18 protein-coding genes and 1 tRNA gene are annotated in these 16,575 nt (G+C 67.1%); 10 read left to right on the top strand and 9 right to left on the bottom strand.

What is annotated here, in order from left to right; all coding sequences use genetic code 11:
• Positions 1-12 precede the first annotated feature (12 nt).
• The gene (gene queE / locus MPE_RS02645; protein ID WP_011828126.1) at positions 13-648 is read right to left on the bottom strand and encodes a 7-carboxy-7-deazaguanine synthase; all 636 of its coding nucleotides are present in this window, start codon (positions 646-648) and stop codon (positions 13-15) included.
• A 10-nt stretch (positions 649-658) separates the two neighbouring features.
• Positions 659-934: a hypothetical protein gene (locus MPE_RS02640; protein ID WP_036229630.1), complete on the bottom strand. Its 276-nt coding sequence runs from the start codon at positions 932-934 to the stop codon at positions 659-661.
• 116 nt (positions 935-1,050) lie between these two features.
• Here MPE_RS02640 and hemA point away from each other — a divergent pair, with 116 nt between their 5' ends.
• The 6 genes from hemA to MPE_RS02610 all read left to right on the top strand — a co-directional run bounded on the left by hemA (position 1,051) and on the right by MPE_RS02610 (position 6,303).
• On the top strand, positions 1,051-2,382 hold the full coding sequence (hemA, locus tag MPE_RS02635) for a glutamyl-tRNA reductase (protein WP_011828124.1): 1,332 nt from the start codon (positions 1,051-1,053) through the stop codon (positions 2,380-2,382).
• Between the two features lie 66 nt (positions 2,383-2,448).
• Positions 2,449-3,528: a peptide chain release factor 1 gene (gene prfA, locus MPE_RS02630; RefSeq protein WP_011828123.1), complete on the top strand. Its 1,080-nt coding sequence runs from the start codon at positions 2,449-2,451 to the stop codon at positions 3,526-3,528.
• Positions 3,529-3,530: 2 nt separating this feature from the next.
• Entirely contained in the window at positions 3,531-4,370 is an 840-nt protein-coding gene (gene prmC, locus MPE_RS02625; protein WP_041929502.1) for a peptide chain release factor N(5)-glutamine methyltransferase, read from the top strand.
• Positions 4,371-4,547: 177 nt separating this feature from the next.
• Complete coding sequence (locus MPE_RS02620) at positions 4,548-5,237, top strand: hypothetical protein (RefSeq protein WP_011828121.1); 690 nt, start codon at positions 4,548-4,550, stop codon at positions 5,235-5,237.
• Between the two features lie 90 nt (positions 5,238-5,327).
• On the top strand, positions 5,328-5,660 hold the full coding sequence (gene grxD / locus MPE_RS02615) for a Grx4 family monothiol glutaredoxin (RefSeq protein WP_011828120.1): 333 nt from the start codon (positions 5,328-5,330) through the stop codon (positions 5,658-5,660).
• 79 nt (positions 5,661-5,739) lie between these two features.
• Positions 5,740-6,303, top strand: coding sequence for a UbiX family flavin prenyltransferase (locus MPE_RS02610; RefSeq protein WP_011828119.1), 564 nt, complete (start codon positions 5,740-5,742; stop codon positions 6,301-6,303).
• Positions 6,304-6,316: 13 nt separating this feature from the next.
• Here the strand turns inward: MPE_RS02610 and MPE_RS02605 are convergent, their stop codons facing one another.
• Both MPE_RS02605 and MPE_RS02600 read right to left on the bottom strand, forming a co-directional pair.
• On the bottom strand, positions 6,317-6,937 hold the full coding sequence (locus MPE_RS02605) for a lytic transglycosylase domain-containing protein (RefSeq protein WP_011828118.1): 621 nt from the start codon (positions 6,935-6,937) through the stop codon (positions 6,317-6,319).
• Positions 6,937-8,682 (bottom strand): proline--tRNA ligase, encoded by a 1,746-nt coding sequence (locus MPE_RS02600; RefSeq protein WP_011828117.1) that lies wholly within the window; start codon positions 8,680-8,682, stop codon positions 6,937-6,939. Before MPE_RS02600 ends, MPE_RS02605 begins: the two co-directional genes overlap by 1 nt.
• A gap of 147 nt (positions 8,683-8,829) precedes the next feature.
• On the opposite strand from MPE_RS02600, the gene MPE_RS02595 reads away from it, so the two are divergent.
• Positions 8,830-9,429 carry an RNA pyrophosphohydrolase gene (locus MPE_RS02595; protein WP_011828116.1) on the top strand — a complete coding sequence of 200 codons (600 nt, stop codon included), beginning with the start codon at positions 8,830-8,832 and terminating at the stop codon, positions 9,427-9,429.
• A 15-nt stretch (positions 9,430-9,444) separates the two neighbouring features.
• On the opposite strand, the gene MPE_RS02590 is transcribed toward MPE_RS02595, so the two are convergent.
• The 5 genes from MPE_RS02590 to rplU form a co-directional block, all read right to left on the bottom strand.
• A complete protein-coding gene (locus MPE_RS02590) occupies positions 9,445-10,350 on the bottom strand; it encodes a DMT family transporter (protein WP_011828115.1) in 906 nt (301 codons plus the stop codon).
• 80 nt (positions 10,351-10,430) lie between these two features.
• Positions 10,431-11,549, bottom strand: a complete 1,119-nt coding sequence (gene proB, locus MPE_RS02585) for a glutamate 5-kinase (protein WP_011828114.1) — start codon at positions 11,547-11,549, stop codon at positions 10,431-10,433.
• 36 nt (positions 11,550-11,585) lie between these two features.
• Positions 11,586-12,698: an Obg family GTPase CgtA gene (cgtA, locus tag MPE_RS02580; protein ID WP_011828113.1), complete on the bottom strand. Its 1,113-nt coding sequence runs from the start codon at positions 12,696-12,698 to the stop codon at positions 11,586-11,588.
• A gap of 103 nt (positions 12,699-12,801) precedes the next feature.
• The gene (rpmA, locus tag MPE_RS02575) at positions 12,802-13,059 is read right to left on the bottom strand and encodes a 50S ribosomal protein L27 (RefSeq protein ID WP_011828112.1); all 258 of its coding nucleotides are present in this window, start codon (positions 13,057-13,059) and stop codon (positions 12,802-12,804) included.
• 26 nt (positions 13,060-13,085) lie between these two features.
• Positions 13,086-13,397: a 50S ribosomal protein L21 gene (gene rplU, locus MPE_RS02570; protein ID WP_011828111.1), complete on the bottom strand. Its 312-nt coding sequence runs from the start codon at positions 13,395-13,397 to the stop codon at positions 13,086-13,088.
• 205 nt (positions 13,398-13,602) lie between these two features.
• Here rplU and ispB point away from each other — a divergent pair, with 205 nt between their 5' ends.
• From ispB to pilB, 3 genes are all read left to right on the top strand, one after another.
• A complete protein-coding gene (ispB, locus tag MPE_RS02565) occupies positions 13,603-14,595 on the top strand; it encodes an octaprenyl diphosphate synthase (protein ID WP_011828110.1) in 993 nt (330 codons plus the stop codon).
• Positions 14,596-14,633: 38 nt separating this feature from the next.
• A tRNA-Pro gene (locus MPE_RS02560) sits at positions 14,634-14,710 on the top strand.
• A gap of 146 nt (positions 14,711-14,856) precedes the next feature.
• Positions 14,857-16,575 (top strand): type IV-A pilus assembly ATPase PilB, encoded by a 1,719-nt coding sequence (gene pilB, locus MPE_RS02555; RefSeq protein WP_011828109.1) that lies wholly within the window; start codon positions 14,857-14,859, stop codon positions 16,573-16,575.

Here is a 16,575-nt window from a genome sequence, read left to right as displayed (position 1 = left end):
TGATTCATATGTTCAGCGGATGCCGAGAAGTTTGTGGGTTTGCAGGCTGAGCTGCCAGCGTGGATGCGCCAGGCACCAGCGCACGGCCCAGTCGGTGTTGGCGGCCAGATCGGGACCGTCCATCGGCTGCACGCGGCGCTGCGCGAAATCGAGTCCGTCGAGTTCACCGAGATCGATGCCGCCCTGCGGCACCACCACCTTCAGCTCCTGGCCCGAGCGCTGCAGCAGCGGCGCACCGGCCTTCGGACTGACACAGAGCCAGTCGATGCCGGGCGGCGCCGGCACGCTGCCGTTGGTCTCGACCGCGATCTCGAAGCGCTGTGCGTGCAGCGCGTCGATCAACGGGGCATCGACCTGCAGCAGGGGTTCACCACCGGTCAGCACGACGAAGCGGGGACCCGCATCGCCCGCGGGCCAATGCGCCGCCACATGCGATGCGAGCGATTCGGCGATGGTGAACTTGCCGCCGCCGGTGCCGTCGGTACCGACGAATTCGGTATCGCAGAAGCGACAGACCGCATCGGCCCGGTCCGCCTCGCGCCCGCTCCACAGGTTGCAGCCGGCGAAGCGGCAGAACACCGCCGGGCGGCCGGCATGGCTGCCTTCTCCCTGAAGGGTATAGAAGACTTCCTTGACCGAGTAAGTCATCGGTTGCGCCTCAATGCCGGCCCCAGCCGGCCCAACCCAGCGCCGCGGCACAAGCCAACACCATGGCGCCGTAGGTCAGCATCGCGCCGTCGCGGCCCGTCAGCAGCAATCCGCCGACCAGGGCCGCCGTGGCAGCCGCGCTGGCCCAGCCGGCCAACCGCCGCAACGGCACGGATTTCAGTGCACGGAACCACACCAGCTTCGCCAGGCCCGCGGCCAAGCCCCCGAGGAGAAGGGCCGGCAGCACGAAGTTGAGCAGATGGGTCAGGGCGTCAAGCGCGGTCATGGGGTGTGCGGATGGCATCAGAGCCGGGGCCGCTGGCCGTTGCAGAAGGCGCCGATGGCGCTCGGACTGCTGGTAAGTACGGCCGTTGAAGTCGACATCAATTTTATAATCAGGCCATGTCAGTGTTTGCCCTGGGCCTGAACCACACGACCGCGCCTGTGGATTTGCGCGGTCGTTTTGCGTTCACGCTCGAACAACTGGCTCCCACGCTGCAAGGCTTTCGCGAACGCCTGACCACAGGGCAGCGCCCCGGCACGCCCGAGGCCGCCATCCTCTCGACCTGCAACCGCACCGAGCTGTATTGCGCCGCCGAGCCGCAACTGGTGCGCCCGGCGCTCGAGTGGCTAGCCGGGGTGGGCGGCGTCGGCGCCGACACGCTGAGCCACCACGCCTACATGCTGGAGGGGGGCGAGGCGGCCCGCCACGCCTTCCGCGTGGCCAGCGGACTGGACTCCATGGTGCTGGGCGAACCTCAGATCCTGGGTCAGATGAAGCAGGCGGTGCGCGAGGCCGACGCCGCTGGCACCCTGGGCAGCACCTTGCACCAGCTGTTCCAGCGCAGCTTCGCGGTGGCGAAGGAAGTGCGGACGGCCACCGAGATCGGCACCCACTCCATCAGCATGGCGGCGGCGGCCGTGCGCCTGGCCGCGCAGTTGTTCGAGGATCTGCGCGAGATCCGCGTGCTGTTCGTCGGCGCCGGCGAGATGATCGAGTTGGCCGCCACGCATTTCTCCGCGCGGGCACCGGCCCGCATGGCGGTGGCCAATCGCACGTTGGAACGCGGCGAGCGACTGGCCTCGCGCTTCGGTGCCGAATCGATCCGGCTGTCGGATCTGCCGCAGCGGCTGCACGAGTTCGACGCGGTGGTCTCCTGCACCGCCAGCTCACTGCCGCTGATCGGCCTGGGCGCGGTCGAGCGCGCGCTGAAAGTGCGACGCCACCGCCCGATCTTCATGGTCGACCTGGCCGTGCCGCGAGACATCGAGCCCGAGGTGGCGCGGCTCGACGACGTCTACCTGTACACCGTCGATGACCTGTCGGCCATCGTCCAGAGCGGCGGCGAGAAGCGTCTGGCTGCCGTGGCGCAGGCCGAGGCCATCATCGAGACCGGCGTGCAGAGCTTCGTGCACTGGCTGGGTCAGCGGGGCACGGTGCCGCTGATCCAGGCGCTGAACGCCCAGGCCGACAGCTGGCGCGAGAACGAACTGGTGCGCGCGCGCAAGCTGCTGGCCCGCGGCGAAAGCGTCGACGCCGTGCTCGACGCGCTGTCACGCGGGCTCACGCAGAAGATGCTGCACGGCACGCTGGCCGAACTGCACGCCTCGGACCCGGCCCAGCGTGCTCAGCTCGCCACCACAGTGTCGCGCCTGTTCCTGCGCGGGGCGATCCCGCCCGACGCGGTGCGGCCCAGCGGGCCCCGCGAAGACGATCATCTCGACGGGGTGTAGCCCGCCGGCCGTTGCCGGCTACCGGGAGCCGCAGCGGCTGCCGGTCTGGCGCTCCCCTGCCCACCGATGAAACCCGCCCTGCGCCTGCAACTCGACCGCTACGTCCGCCGTCTCGCCGAGCTCGATTCGCTGCTCGCCGATCCCGCGGTGATGCGGGACGCCGGCGGCTTCCGGGCTCTGAGCCGCGAACACGTCGAGGTGTCGGGCATCGTCGAGCGCCAGCGCCGCCACGCCCAGCGTGAGCGCGACCTGGCGGCCGCCGCGGAAATGGCCTCGGACCCGGAGCTGGCCGCCATGGCCGCGGAGGAAGCCGCGAGCGCGCAGGCCGAGCTCGATCGCCTGGCCACCGAGCTGCAGCGCCTGCTGTTGCCGCGAGACCCGGACGATGCGCGCTCGGTGTTCCTGGAGATCCGCGCCGGCACCGGCGGCGATGAATCGGCCCTGTTCGCCGGCGACCTGCTGCGGATGTACACCCGCTACGCCGAGCGCAAGGGCTGGCGCGTCGAGCTGCTGTCGGCGAGCGACAGCGAGCTGGGCGGCTACAAGGAGGTCGTGGCGCGCATCGAGGGCGACGCGGTGTTCGGTCACCTGAAATACGAATCCGGCGGCCACCGCGTGCAGCGCGTGCCCGCTACCGAGACGCAGGGCCGCATCCACACCAGCGCCTGCACCGTCGCCGTGCTGGCCGAGCCCGACGAAGCGCAGGAGGTGACGCTGAATCCGGCCGACCTGCGCATCGACACCTACCGCGCCAGCGGGGCCGGCGGGCAGCACGTCAACAAGACCGACTCGGCCGTGCGCATCACCCACCTTCCGACCGGGCTGGTGGCCGAATGCCAGGACGACCGCTCGCAACACCGCAACAAGGCCAAGGCCATGGCGGTGCTCGCAGCCCGCCTGCGCGACAAGGACCGGCTGGAGCGGCAAGCCAGGGAAGCAGCCACACGCAAGAGCCTGATCGGCAGCGGCGACCGCAGTGACCGCATCCGCACCTACAACTTCCCGCAAGGGCGACTCACCGACCACCGCATCAACCTCACGCTCTACCAGCTCGGCGCAATCATGGACGGTGACCTCGACCCGGTCGTGAAGGCGCTGGTAGCGGCGCGCGAGGCCGAGTTGCTGGCCGAGCTGGAAATCGGCTGAGGATGAGCTGCCCAGTGCCGCCCCCCGACAGCGTCGCCGCCGCGCTGCTGGCGGCCCGCGAGCGCGGCATCGACCGGCTCGACGCGCAGTGCCTGCTCAGCGCGGTTCTCGCACGCCCCCGCAGCTGGCTGCTGGCGCACGCGGACGAGGCTCTCGATCCCCAGGCAGCCCGTCACTACGACGCCTTGCTGGCGCGCCGCGCTGCCGGCGAACCCTTGGCCTATGTGCTGGGCGAGAAGGAGTTCTTCGGCCTGAGGCTGGAGGTGACGCCCGATGTCCTGATCCCCCGCGCCGATACCGAGACCCTGGTGGAATGGGCGCTCGAGCTGCTGCCCTGCAATGTCGAGACTGCCGTGGCCGACCTTGGCACGGGAAGCGGCGCGATCGCGCTGGCGCTGGCCGCGCGACGCCCCACGTGCCGTGTGACCGCCGTGGACGCCAGCTCGGACGCCCTCGCGGTCGCCGAGCGGAACGGCGGCAGACTTGGCTTGGCGGTCGAATGGCGGCTCAGCGACTGGTTCTCGGCCCTCGAAGGCCGCCGATTCGCGCTGATCGTCAGCAATCCGCCCTACATCGCCGATGGCGACTGCCACCTCGATGCCCTGACACATGAACCGCAGCGTGCGCTCACCTCCGGACCTGACGGCTTGGCAGCGATCCGTCACATCGTTGCGAGCGCCGCGAGCTTCCTGACAGCGGGCGGCTGGCTGCTGATCGAGCACGGCTATGACCAAGCCGAGGCGGTCCAGGCTTTGCTCGGCGTGGCGGGCTTCGAGCACATCGCCACCCGGCATGACCTGGGCGGCCAGCCACGCTGCTCGGGCGGTCGCTGCCGCGACTGAACCTGGGAGGGCCCCGGCCCCGGTGCGCGGACCGTGCGAAAGATCGCACCGCCACGCGCGTGCCTGTTGCGATCCGACGACCCCGATCCCACAAGCCGTCGCAGCGGCGTAGGATCGATTTTCGGAAGGCCCGGATGCAATGCCCGGCGCTTTCCCGGTCTGCCCGAGGAGCTCGCCATGCCTGTGTGCCGCACCTTGTTCCGCCCGACACTGCCCCTGGTCTTCGCGATGGCGGCGGGCGTCACGCCCGCCTGGAGCGGCGAACCCATCACGTCCTCCCCCCACGCCGGTGGCCTCGGCCTGCGCGGCAGCGACAGTATCTGGCCTCGTTGGCAAGGCCGGCTCGGACTCATCAGCGGCAGCCCAGCGGCCTTGGCCGGCGGGCGCTACGACCCGGGGCTGGACACCATCACCGCCTACGGCGGGGAACGTCCGCAACAGAGTCTGAGCCTGTTCGGCGACTATTACTTTTTTCAGCAAGGCATCGCCGGCGCAGGCTACAGCGGTGGGCTGCGAGCCACCGGCGGGCTGATCTACGGACCGCGTAGCGCAGCATGGTCCTCGCTGCCGTCAGGCCTGACGGCATTGAGCGGCAGCTTCAGCGCGGTGCGACGCAACTTCAGCCTCGCGAACCCAGGGCTGGGCACGGAGGAGGGCAACAGTTCGGTGCCTTATGTGGGCGTGGGTTACACCGGGCTGCAGTCCTTGCGCGCCACCGGTGGCGGCTGGGGCTTCAGCGCCGACGTCGGTCTGGTGGCGCTGCAACCGCGCTCGGCCGTGCGCTTCGGCCAACAGGGCCTGAGCGACAGCCTGCGCGATCTGCAACTGAGTCCGTTGCTGCAACTCGGCGCCTCATACTCGTTCTGACCCGGGTGGGGATTTGCCGCGGCGGCGGCCGACAGCGGCCCGCTTTGCCGTATAACCGCGGCTGTTTCCGAATTCTTGCCGCGAGCCATCATGACCCAGACCACCTCCTCCGACGTCCAGCAGCGCATCGACCAGTTGGTCAAGTCCCACCGCGTGGTGCTGTTCATGAAGGGCAGCGCGCAGTTTCCGATGTGCGGCTTCTCGGGCCGCGCCGTGCAGATCCTGAAGGCCTGCGGCGTCACCGACCTGGCCACGGTGAACGTGCTCGAGGACGACGGCATCCGCCAGGGCATCAAGGACTACGCCAACTGGCCCACTATCCCGCAGTTGTATGTGAACGGCGAGTTCGTCGGTGGCTCGGACATCATGGCCGAGATGTACCAGTCCGGTGAACTGCAGCCGCTGTTGAGCACCCAGGCCTGAGGCCCCGCTCCGCACGGCCACCGTCCTGGCCGCCGTCGTCCTGCCTCGCAGGACGACCCTTCACCTGAAGGTACAGCACATGACCCGACGCCTCGTGGTCGGCATCACCGGAGCGACCGGCGCGGTCTACGGCACACGCTTGTTGGCACGCGCTCGCGCGCTGGGCGCCGAGACGCACCTCGTCGTGACGCCGGCCGGCGTGCTGAACGTGCATCACGAACTCGGCCTGGACCGGCAGGCGCTGGAAGCGCTGGCCGATCACGCGCATGCGCCCGGTGACATTGGCGCCTGCATCGCCAGCGGCAGCTTCGCGACCGCGGCCATGGTCATCGCGCCGTGTTCGATGAAGTCGCTGGCCGCCATTGCGCATGGCTTCGGCGACAACCTGCTGACGCGCGCTGCCGACGTGACGCTGAAGGAGCGACGCCGGCTGCTGCTGCTGGTGCGCGAAACACCGTTCAACCTGGCACATCTGCGCAACATGACCGCGGTGACCGAGATGGGCGGCATTGTGTTCCCACCGTTGCCGGCCTTCTACCACCGGCCAGCGAGCATCGACGAGCTGGTCGACGACACGGTGGAACGAGTGCTCGGCCTGCTGGGGCTCGACGCCGCGACGCCCAGGGCGTGGTCGGGTCTCTGAGGTTCGGAGCCGCTCAGCCGGGCTTGTATTCCCACCGCTTGCGCGCGGCGAACACGGCGTTCGGATACTCGGGGCGGCCGCGACTGCCGTTGTAGCGGCCCAGCGCGAGGTACAGGTCACCGCGCTCGCGGTCGAGGTAATGCCGCAGGATCACGCAGCCGAAGCGCAAGTTGGTCTGCAGATGGAACAGACGGCCGACGTCGCCATCGCCGATGGTTCGCATCCAGAACGGCATCACCTGCATGTAACCGCGCGCGCCGGCCACCGACACCGCGTACTTGCGAAAGCCACTCTCGACTTCCACCAACCCCAGCACCAGCCCCGGATCGAGTCCGGCGCGGCGGCTTTCATACCAGAGGGTTTCGAGGAACTCGACGCGCGTGAGGTGTTCGGCCTTGCGCTTCTGCAAACGCTGGCTCATCGCACCAAGCCAACGCAGGTAGGCGAGCCGTTCCTCGGTGCTGGCGAAGCTCGGGCGCGGCGGTGCCCCGCGAGAGACCGCCGCGGACAGCGCGGTGCGCACCGCATCGGCCAGAGGCTCCTCGATCTGCGATCCGGCACGGGCCGGCGCGGGCGACAGGCCTGCGGCGAGGCCCAGGCCAGCGAACAGGACGAGCCGGCGGGTGCCCTGCATCAGTCGCGCAAGCGCGCACGCAACTGCGCGACCACCTCGGCGACTGCCAGCTTGCCGGCCTCGGCCTCCTGCCGGCCCTGCAACTCGACCTGCCCCTCCTTCAGCCCGCGGTCCGAGATCACCACGCGCTGCGGAATGCCGATCAGTTCCCAATCGGCGAACATGGCACCGGGACGCTCACCGCGGTCGTCGAGCATCAAGTCCATGCCGAGTGCCTGCAGTTCGTCGTGCAGAGTGTCGGCGGCCTGCCTGACCTCGGCCGAACGGTCGTAACCGATCGGGCAGATGACCACCTCGAAGGGCGCGATCGCGGTCGGCCACACGATGCCTCGCGCGTCGTGGCGCTGCTCGATCGCCGCGCCGAGGATGCGCGTGACGCCGATGCCGTAGCAGCCCATCTCCATCAGCCGCGGCTTACCGGTCTCATCGAGGTAGGTGGCGTTCATCGCGGCGCTGTACTTGGTGCCGAGGTAGAACACGTGGCCGACCTCGATACCACGCTGGATCGCCAGCACGCCCTTGCCGTCCGGCGAAGGGTCGCCCACGACGGCATTGCGGATGTCGGCCACGAGGTCGGGCTCGGGCAGGTCGCGGCCCCAGTTGACGCCGGTGTAGTGGAAGTCGGCGTCGTTGGCGCCGCAGACGAAGTCGCCCATGTGCGCCACCGTCCGGTCGGCGATCACACGCACCGGCTGCTTCAGGCCGATCGGTCCCAGGTAGCCCGGCTTGCAGCCGAAGTGCGCATCGATCTCACCGACGGTCGCGAAGCGAAAGCCCGCCTTCAGGCCTGGCAGCTTGCCGGCCTTGACCTCATTGAGCTCATGATCGCCCCGCACCAGCAGCAGCCAGACGGTGGTCTTGACGATGTCGCCGCCGTCATTGCGATCGTCAGTCGCCAGCACCAGCGATTTCACTGTCTGCGTCAGCGGCAGATTCAGCAGGGCCGCCACATCGGCGCAGGTCGCCTTGCCGGGCGTCGGCGTCTTGGTCAGCGGCTGAATCGGCACCGGCCGTTGCGCGGCGAGCGGCAGACACTCGGCCAGCTCGATGTTGGCCGCGTAATCGCTGGTCGGGCAGTAGACGATCGCATCCTCACCCGTCTCGGCGATGACCTGGAACTCGTGCGAGCGGTCGCCACCGATCGCGCCGGTGTCGGCCGCCACCGCACGGTAGCTGAGGCCGAAACGGTCGAAGATGCGTCCGTAGGCAGCGTACATCGCGTCGTAGCTCCTGCCGGCAGCCGCTTCATCACGGTCGAAGGAGTAGGCATCCTTCATGGTGAACTCGCGCCCGCGCATCACGCCGAAGCGCGGCCGTCGCTCGTCACGGAACTTGGTCTGGATGTGATAGAAATTCTTCGGCAGCTGACGGTAGCTGCGCAGTTCCTGCCGCGCGATGTCGGTGACGACCTCCTCGCTGGTCGGCTGGATGATGAAGTCGCGGTCGTGGCGGTCCTTCACGCGCATCAGCTCGGGCCCCATCTTCTCGAAGCGACCGGTCTCCTGCCACAGCTCGGCCGGCTGCACCACGGGCATCAGCAGTTCGACGGCGCCCGCCCGGTTCATTTCCTCGCGGATGATCGCCTCGACCTTGCGGATCACGCGCAGCCCCATCGGCATGTAGCTGTAGATGCCGGCTCCGAGCCGCTTGATCATGCCGGCGCGCATCATCAGCTTGTGGCTCGTGATCTCGGCGTCGGCCGGTGCTTCTTTCAAGGTGGAGACGAAGAACTGGGAGGCTTTCATGGCGTCGGCCGGGGCATGCGAGAGGGAGGCTGCGTGATGAGCTGGGAGCGATGCCGCCAGGCCGACCCCGCAACCTGGGGCGGAGCGGGCTTGCATCGCGGAAGCCCGGTGCAATAATGAATTCAAGACTGAATTCGAGGTTTCATTATGCTCGACCGTGAAGGCTTCAGGCCCAACGTCGGCATCGTTCTGCTCAACCAGCGGAACCAGGTGTTCTGGGGCAAACGCATACGCACCCACTCCTGGCAGTTTCCGCAAGGCGGCATCAAGTACGGTGAGACGCCCGAGCAGGCGATGTACCGTGAGCTGCACGAAGAAGTGGGCTTGCAGCCCGAGCATGTGCGCATCCTGGCGCGCACGCGTGATTGGCTGCGCTATGAGGTGCCCGACCATTACATCCGCCGCGAGGCCCGGGGCCACTACCGCGGCCAGAAGCAGATCTGGTTCTTGTTGCAGCTGACTGGCCGCGACAACGACATGAACCTGCGTGCCTGCGACCACCCGGAGTTCGACGCGTGGCGCTGGAACGAGTACTGGGTACCGCTCGAGGTGGTGATCGACTTCAAGCGAGACGTCTACCAGATGGCGCTGACCGAACTGGCGCGCTTCCTGCCACGCGCCAACCACCACAACCGCTACCTGCGCTCGGGCATGCGGGCGCACCGGCGGGAGGACGAAGAGCGCTCCAACGGCGAGGCGCCCATGGAAGCCGCCGACGGTGAGACGACGCCCGAAGGTCCGCGCTGAGGCCCTGCGTCGGCGTCAGCGGTGCCGGCGGTTGAGCAGGCTCAGCCCCACAGCCACCGCCACGAGCGCCACCAGCAACTCGACGCCCACCGGCTCCTCCAGCAGGCCGGCGGCGAAGGCCGCGCCGAACACCGGCGTGAGGAACACGAAAGCCTGCACCTTGGTCGCCGGATAACGCGTGAGCAACCCGAACCACAGCAGATAACTGGCGAAGGTGACGATCACCGCCTGATAGAACAGCGAGCCGATGGCCAGCGCGCTCCAGGCGGCCGGCCAGGGCGCGCCGCTCACCCAGGCAGCCGCCGGCGACAGCAGCGCCGAAACAAGCAGTTGGTAGGCCAGCGTCTTCTCGGGCGCAGCATGGCGCAGCGAACTGAAGCGGATGATCACAGTGGTCAACCCCCACAACGCCGCCGCAACGAGGATCAGCGCATCGCCCAGCCATGGCCAACCGTCCGCCCGAGGCGCAGGCTCGGCAAACGCGAAAGCGACCCCACCGAAGGCGATGGCCAGGCCGAGCGCCTGCAGGGGCCGCAGCCGCTCGGCCGGCACCAGCCACGCGAGCACCAGGGCAACGACGAACGGCGAGGTGTTGATGAACACGACTGACCGGGCGGCCGTCGTGTACTGCAAGCCGACGAAGATGCACCCGAATTCGATGGCGAACAGCAGGCCCGCGAGCAGGCCGGGCCACAGCGTGCCGTCACGCCAGTGCCAGGGAATGCGGCGCCAGCGCATCCAGGCCAGGACCAGCACCAGGGCGACCACGCTGCGAACGGACAACTGGATCAGCGACCCGACCTCGGGCAGCGCGGCCTTGATGGCGACTTGGTTCAATCCCCAAAGCGCGCAGCAGCAGACCAGCGCCAGGGCCGCCGGCGCATCGATGCGCGCGGCGCGGGGTTCGCGCTCCGTCGTCACGCGGGGTGCTCCGCACCGCGTCGGGAGCACCGGATGCGGGGGATTCGGGGACAGCCAGAGCGCAGACGCAAGAGTTCTCGTCAGGCCAGCACGAGATTCGTGCGGTGGATCATCTCGGGCTCGTTGCTGTAGCCCAGCAGACTCTCGATCTGCGACGACGGCTTGCGCGCGATCAGCCGCGCCTCGCTGCTCGCGTAGTTGGCCAGGCCCCGCGCGATTTCGATACCGACCTGGCTCCGCACCGCGATCACGTCACCTCGCACGAACTCGCCCTGCACCTCGACCACGCCGATCGGCAGCAGACTCTTGCCTTCGTCGCGCAGCTTGGCGACGGCGCCGTCGTCGATGACGACCGTGCCGCGCATCTGCAGATGGTCGGCCATCCACTGCTTGCGCGCCGCGAGCTTGGCAGTGCGAGCGACCAGCAGCGTGCCGATCGCCTCACCGTCAGCGAGTCGCAGCAGCACGTCGGGTTCACGACCCCAGGCGATAACGGTCGAGGCCCCGCTGCTGGAGGCACGCTTGGCGGCCAGCACCTTGGTGATCATGCCGCCACGCCCGAGGCTGGAGCCCGCACCACCTGCCATCCGCTCGAGTTCCGGCGTTCCGGCGACAGCCTCACCGATGAACCGGGCCTGCGGGTCCTTGCGCGGATCGGCGGAATACAGGCCAGGCTGATCGGTCAGGATCACCAGCGCATCAGCGTCGACGAGGTTGGCGACCAGTGCGCCCAGCGTGTCGTTGTCGCCGAACTTGATCTCGTCGTTGACGACCGTGTCGTTCTCGTTGATGACCGGGATCACCTTCAGTGACAACAGGGTGAGCAGGGTCGAGCGTGCGTTCAGGTAGCGCTCGCGGTCCGCGAGGTCGGCGTGCGTCAACAGCACCTGCGCGCTGCCGATGCCATGCTCCGAAAGCTTGCTCTCGTACATCTGCGCCAGCCCCATCTGTCCGACGGCGGCAGCGGCCTGCAACTCATGAATCTCCTTCGGTCGCGCGTTCCAGCCCAAGCGCTTCATGCCTTCGGCGATCGCGCCGCTGGACACCATCAGCACCTCGCGCCCCTGACCCGCCAGCGACGCGAGCTGGCGGCACCAGTTGCCGATCGCGGCGGCATCGACACCGCGCCCCTCGTTGGTCACGAGGCTGGATCCGACCTTGACGACGATGCGCCTCGCTCCACGCAGCACTTCGGACATGCGGCCTCTACTCTCTCGGTCCGAAACAGGCGCGCTTCAACGGAAGCGCGGGTCATCCGCCTGCGGTGCAAAGCGGGGCTCGTCATCGCTCTCGTCGGCCTCGGGCTCGGCGAAGCGCACGTCGGGATCGACATAGTGGGTCTGATAGCTGGCCACGTGCTGGTAGATCGCCTGCACCAGCGTCTCGCAGCCCTCGCGCGTCAGCGCCGAGATCTCGAAGACCGGCCCCTTCCACTTGAAGCGCTTGACGAAATCCTTCACGCGCGCGGCACGCTCCTCGGCCGGCACGACGTCGAGCTTGTTGAGTACCAGCCAGCGCGGCTTGTCGTACAGCGCCGGGTCGTACTTCTTCAACTCGGCGACGATCGCCTTCGCCTGTGCGACCGGATCGGTGTCGTCGAACGGCGCCATGTCGATCATGTGAAGCAGCAGCCGGGTGCGCTGCAGGTGACGCAGGAAGCGGTGGCCCAGCCCGGCGCCCTCGGCCGCTCCCTCGATCAACCCGGGCACGTCGGCAACGACGAAGCTCTGCTCCGGTCCGACGCGCACCACGCCAAGGTTGGGATGCAGCGTCGTGAAGGGATAGTCGGCAATCTTCGGCCGGGCGTTCGAGATCGCGCTGATCAGCGTGGACTTGCCGGCGTTCGGCATGCCCAGCAGGCCCACGTCGGCGAGCACGCGCAGTTCCAGCTTGAGCTTCTTCTGCTCGCCGGGCCAGCCCGGTGTCTTCTGGCGGGGTGCGCGGTTGGTGCTGGTCTTGTAGTGAAGGTTGCCGAAGCCGCCGTCGCCGCCCTTGGCGATCAGGATGCGCTCGCCCGGCTCAAGCAATTCGGCGACCGGCGCGCCGGTCTCGGCATCGCTGATGATGGTGCCCACCGGCATGCGCATCACGATATCTTCTGCGGCCGCGCCGAACTGATCGGAACCGCGGCCGTGCTCACCATGGCGGGCCTCGTGTCGCCGAGCGAAACGGAAATCTATCAGGGTGTTGAGGTTCCGGTCGGCCACCGCGTAGACGCTACCGCCACGCCCGCCATCGCCACCGTTCGGACCGCCGAATGGGATGAACTTCTCGCGCCGAAAGCTCACGCAGCCGTTGCCGCCGTTGCCGGCGATCACGTCGATGTAAGCCTCGTCAACGAATTTCATGGGGAATGCCTGTTGCTCGAACGAGCCAGTGAGATGTTATCTGGAGCTCTGCAACGAAAAAGCCCCGGCGGGCCGGGGCTTCGTCGCGGCGCCAAGCGCGCTGTCAAACGGGATCGATCGCCACCGTGCGGCGATTGCGCTCGCCCTTGACGGCGAAGCTCACCTTGCCGTCGACAAGCGCGAACAAGGTGTGATCCTTGCCGATGCCCACGTTGCTGCCCGCGTGGAACTGCGTGCCACGCTGACGGACGATGATCGAGCCAGCCTGCACGGCCTGGCCGCCGAAAGCCTTGACGCCGAGCATCTTCGGTTGCGAATCGCGGCCGTTCCGGGTGGAACCGCCACCTTTTTTCTGTGCCATTTCCTAACTCCTTCTCGGTTGCCGTGTCAGCCGTTCACCGTGCTGATTTCCAGCTCGGTGAAGTTCTGGCGGTGACCCTGCCGCTTCTGATAATGCTTGCGGCGACGCATCTTGAAAATGCGCACCTTGTCGTGCCTGCCGTGGGCCACGACCGTGGCCTTGACAGTCGCGCCGGCAACCAAGGGAGTGCCAACTTTGAGGTCCGCGCCGCTTCCGACGGCGAGCACCTGGTCGATCACGATCTCTTGGCCAACGTCCGCAGCAATCTGTTCTACTTTGATTTTTTCGCCGGCAGCAACCTTGTACTGCTTGCCACCGGTTTTTATGAGCGCGTACATATCAGCCCTTTCACTCGAATGACCCGCCTCGGTGCCTGCCGGCCCCCAGACGGTCCCTGCGAAACGCGCAGAGCCTGAGATTGTAGCATCGCTCGGGAGGTCGGCATGCACCGGGTACGCTGGGCGCCCTGAGCCGCAGGTCGCGCGCGATCCCCCTCCCTATAATCGAAACGCTCGAAATTCCTCGAGTTCCTCCTCCTTCAGCGTGACTGCCGTCTCGAACGTCTCCGGGTCGACCCTTTCCTTCGCAGACCTGGTCGCCGCCGACATGGGCGAGGTCGATGCGTTGATCCGGCGCCGACTGGCTTCGGATGTCGCGCTGATCAACCAGATATCGCACTACATCATCAGCGCCGGTGGCAAGCGGTTACGTCCAATGCTGGTGCTGTTGTTCGCGCAGGCACTCGGCTTCCGGGGTCCAGAGCGCTTCGAACTGGCGGCGACGGTCGAGTTCATCCACACCGCGACCTTGCTGCACGACGACGTCGTCGACGAGTCCGCGCTGCGGCGCGGACGTGACACGGCCAATGCGCGTTTCGGCAATGCAGCGAGCGTGCTGGTTGGCGACTTCCTTTATTCGCGCGCCTTCCAGATGATGGTCTCCGTGAACCGCATGAGGGTTCTGGAAGTGCTGGCCGACGCCACGAATGTGATCGCCGAGGGCGAAGTCCTGCAGTTGATGAACATGCACGATCCCGACCTGTCCATCGACGACTATCTCCGGGTGATCCGGTTCAAAACGGCCAAGCTGTTCGAGGCCAGCGCTCGGCTCGGCGCCATGCTGGCCGACGCCTCCCCCGGCGTCGAAACCGCGTGCGCCGATTACGGGAGGGCGCTGGGCACCGCATTCCAGTTGGTCGACGACCTGCTGGACTATGAAGGCGCCACGTCAGCACTGGGAAAGAACATCGGCGACGACCTGCGGGAAGGCAAGCCGACGCTGCCCTTGCTGGTGGCCATGACGCGAGGGACGCCGGCGCAAAGGGACGTCGTGCGTGCGGCCATCGAGCAAGGCGAGGTGCAGCGCCTGCCGGAGATCATCGAGATCGTCCGATCCACCGGCGCCTTGGAAGCCACCAGGGAAGTGGCGCGCGCCGAGGTCGCCCGAGCCTGCGAAGCCCTGTCGGTCTTGCCAGACTCGCAGTACCGCGAAGCTCTGCTACACTTATGTGCTCAGTCGACAGAGCGTTCCTCGTGAACCGTTGACCTGAGCAGTCAGCATCGATCTGACCCAATCGGGGTGTAGCTTAGCCTGGTAGAGCGCTACGTTCGGGACGTAGAGGCCGGAGGTTCGAATCCTCTCACCCCGACCATCTTCTGACAGGTTTTGCCAACACAGTCGTGGCGTCTGCACGGCATCGCGTGGTGGATGCTCACATCCGCGGACCTCGGTCGTTTACAGGGCCGCATGAATCGGCGATCATGATTCGGTTGCAGCCCTGACTTCGCCGATTGCCCTGTGGATACCCTCGCCGATGCCCCGCAGAGTTCGCTGTCCGGCGTCGCGCGCGTGCTCGTGCACGCGGGCAAGCTCAACGTCAAGACCGCCGAAGATCTGGTCCGCAGCGCCAAGGAGCAGAAGCGCAGTTTCATCTCGGCGGTCCTGAGCGCTGGCGCCGTCAACCCTTCGGATCTTGCCCATACGCTGTCCAGCGTGCTGGCGATGCCCTTGCTCGATCTGGCGGCGGTCGATCCGCAGCGCCTGCCTCGCAACGTCATCGATGCCAAGCTGGCCACCCAGTATCAGGTATTGGTGCTGGGCAAGCGCGGCAACCGCCTCTTCATCGCCGGGGCCGACCCCACCGACCAGGAGGCCGCTGAACGCATCAAGTTCGCAACGCAGCTGACGCCCGAGTGGGTGATCGTCGAGCACGACAAGCTGTCCCGGCTCGTCGATGCAGCTACGACAACGGCCAGCGAGTCTCTCGAGTCGCTGGTCGCCGGTGATTTCGAGTTCGACGTCACCGAGGAAGACACCAGCGCATCCGACGCCGCCGAGGTCACCACCGACGTCGAGGACGCACCGGTCGTTCGCTTCCTTCAGAAGATGCTGATCGATGCGATCAACGCACGAGCCTCCGATCTGCACTTCGAGCCGTTCGAATACAACTACCGGGTCCGCTTCCGCGTCGATGGCGAACTGCGCGAGATCACGCAACCGCCGATTGCCATCAAGGACAAGCTCGCCTCCCGCATCAAGGTGATTTCCCGGCTCGACATTGCCGAGAAGCGCGTGCCGCAGGACGGCCGCATGAAGCTCAAGTTCGGCAGCAAGGCGATTGATTTCCGGGTCAGCACCCTGCCCACGCTGTTCGCCGAGAAGATCGTGATCCGTATCCTCGACCCGTCGAGTGCCAAGCTCGGCATCGAGGCGCTCGGCTACGAGAAGGTCGAGAAAGACCGCTTGCTGGAAGCCATCAAGCGCCCCTATGGCATGGTGCTGGTCACCGGTCCCACAGGCTCCGGCAAGACGGTGTCTCTGTACACCTGCCTGAACATCCTGAACCAACCCGGCGTCAATATCTCCACGGTGGAGGACCCGGCCGAAATCAACCTCCCGGGCGTCAACCAGGTCAACGTCAACGACAAGGCAGGACTGAACTTCTCGGTCGCCTTGAAGGCCTTCCTGCGGCAGGATCCGGACGTCATCATGGTCGGCGAAATTCGCGATCTCGACACGGCGGACATCGCCATCAAGGCGGCGCAGACCGGGCACATGGTGATGAGCACGCTGCATACCAACGACGCGCCGACGACGCTGACCCGCCTGATGAACATGGGCGTCGCGCCGTTCAACATCGCCTCCAGCGTGATCCTGATCACGGCGCAGCGGCTGGCGCGCAAACTCTGCGAGAACTGCAAGGCGCCGGCCGATTACCCTCGCGAGGCGTTGCTTCGCGCCGGCTTCGCTGAATCGGACCTGGATGGCAGTTGGAAGCCCTATCGTGCCGTCGGCTGCTCCAGTTGCAGCAATGGCTACCGGGGGCGTGTCGGCATCTACCAGGTCATGCCGATCAGCGAAGAGATCCAGCGCATCATCCTGACGCAGGGCAATGCGGTCGACATCGCAAAGCAGGCACAGCAAGAGGGCGTGCGCGATTTGCGTCAGTCGGGTCTGGTCAAGGTGCGAGCGGGTGTGACCACCCTGGAAGAAGTCATCTCGGTCACCAACGAGTAA

The sequence above is a fragment of the Methylibium petroleiphilum PM1 genome, from assembly GCF_000015725.1.
GTDB classification, from domain to species: domain Bacteria; phylum Pseudomonadota; class Gammaproteobacteria; order Burkholderiales; family Burkholderiaceae_C; genus Methylibium; species Methylibium petroleiphilum.
Note: the sequence above shows the minus strand (reverse complement) of the source record. Positions and strands in the feature narration are given on the sequence as shown.

Excerpts from the sequence above, each read along its gene's own strand:
- MPE_RS02605 (WP_011828118.1), bottom strand. The coding sequence starts at position 6,937 with ATGCAGGGCACCCGCCGGCTCGTCCTGTTCGCTGGCCTGGGCCTCGCC.
- MPE_RS02640 (WP_036229630.1), bottom strand. The coding sequence starts at position 934 with ATGACCGCGCTTGACGCCCTGACCCATCTGCTCAACTTCGTGCTGCCG.
- cgtA (WP_011828113.1), bottom strand. The coding sequence starts at position 12,698 with ATGAAATTCGTTGACGAGGCTTACATCGACGTGATCGCCGGCAACGGC.
- prmC (WP_041929502.1), top strand. The coding sequence starts at position 3,531 with ATGAGCTGCCCAGTGCCGCCCCCCGACAGCGTCGCCGCCGCGCTGCTG.
- MPE_RS02620 (WP_011828121.1), top strand. The coding sequence starts at position 4,548 with ATGCCTGTGTGCCGCACCTTGTTCCGCCCGACACTGCCCCTGGTCTTC.
- rplU (WP_011828111.1), bottom strand. The coding sequence starts at position 13,397 with ATGTACGCGCTCATAAAAACCGGTGGCAAGCAGTACAAGGTTGCTGCC.
- prfA (WP_011828123.1), top strand. The coding sequence starts at position 2,449 with ATGAAACCCGCCCTGCGCCTGCAACTCGACCGCTACGTCCGCCGTCTC.
- MPE_RS02600 (WP_011828117.1), bottom strand. The coding sequence starts at position 8,682 with ATGAAAGCCTCCCAGTTCTTCGTCTCCACCTTGAAAGAAGCACCGGCC.
- queE (WP_011828126.1), bottom strand. The coding sequence starts at position 648 with ATGACTTACTCGGTCAAGGAAGTCTTCTATACCCTTCAGGGAGAAGGC.
- grxD (WP_011828120.1), top strand. The coding sequence starts at position 5,328 with ATGACCCAGACCACCTCCTCCGACGTCCAGCAGCGCATCGACCAGTTG.
- rpmA (WP_011828112.1), bottom strand. The coding sequence starts at position 13,059 with ATGGCACAGAAAAAAGGTGGCGGTTCCACCCGGAACGGCCGCGATTCG.
- proB (WP_011828114.1), bottom strand. The coding sequence starts at position 11,549 with ATGTCCGAAGTGCTGCGTGGAGCGAGGCGCATCGTCGTCAAGGTCGGA.
- MPE_RS02595 (WP_011828116.1), top strand. The coding sequence starts at position 8,830 with ATGCTCGACCGTGAAGGCTTCAGGCCCAACGTCGGCATCGTTCTGCTC.
- hemA (WP_011828124.1), top strand. The coding sequence starts at position 1,051 with ATGTCAGTGTTTGCCCTGGGCCTGAACCACACGACCGCGCCTGTGGAT.
- MPE_RS02610 (WP_011828119.1), top strand. The coding sequence starts at position 5,740 with ATGACCCGACGCCTCGTGGTCGGCATCACCGGAGCGACCGGCGCGGTC.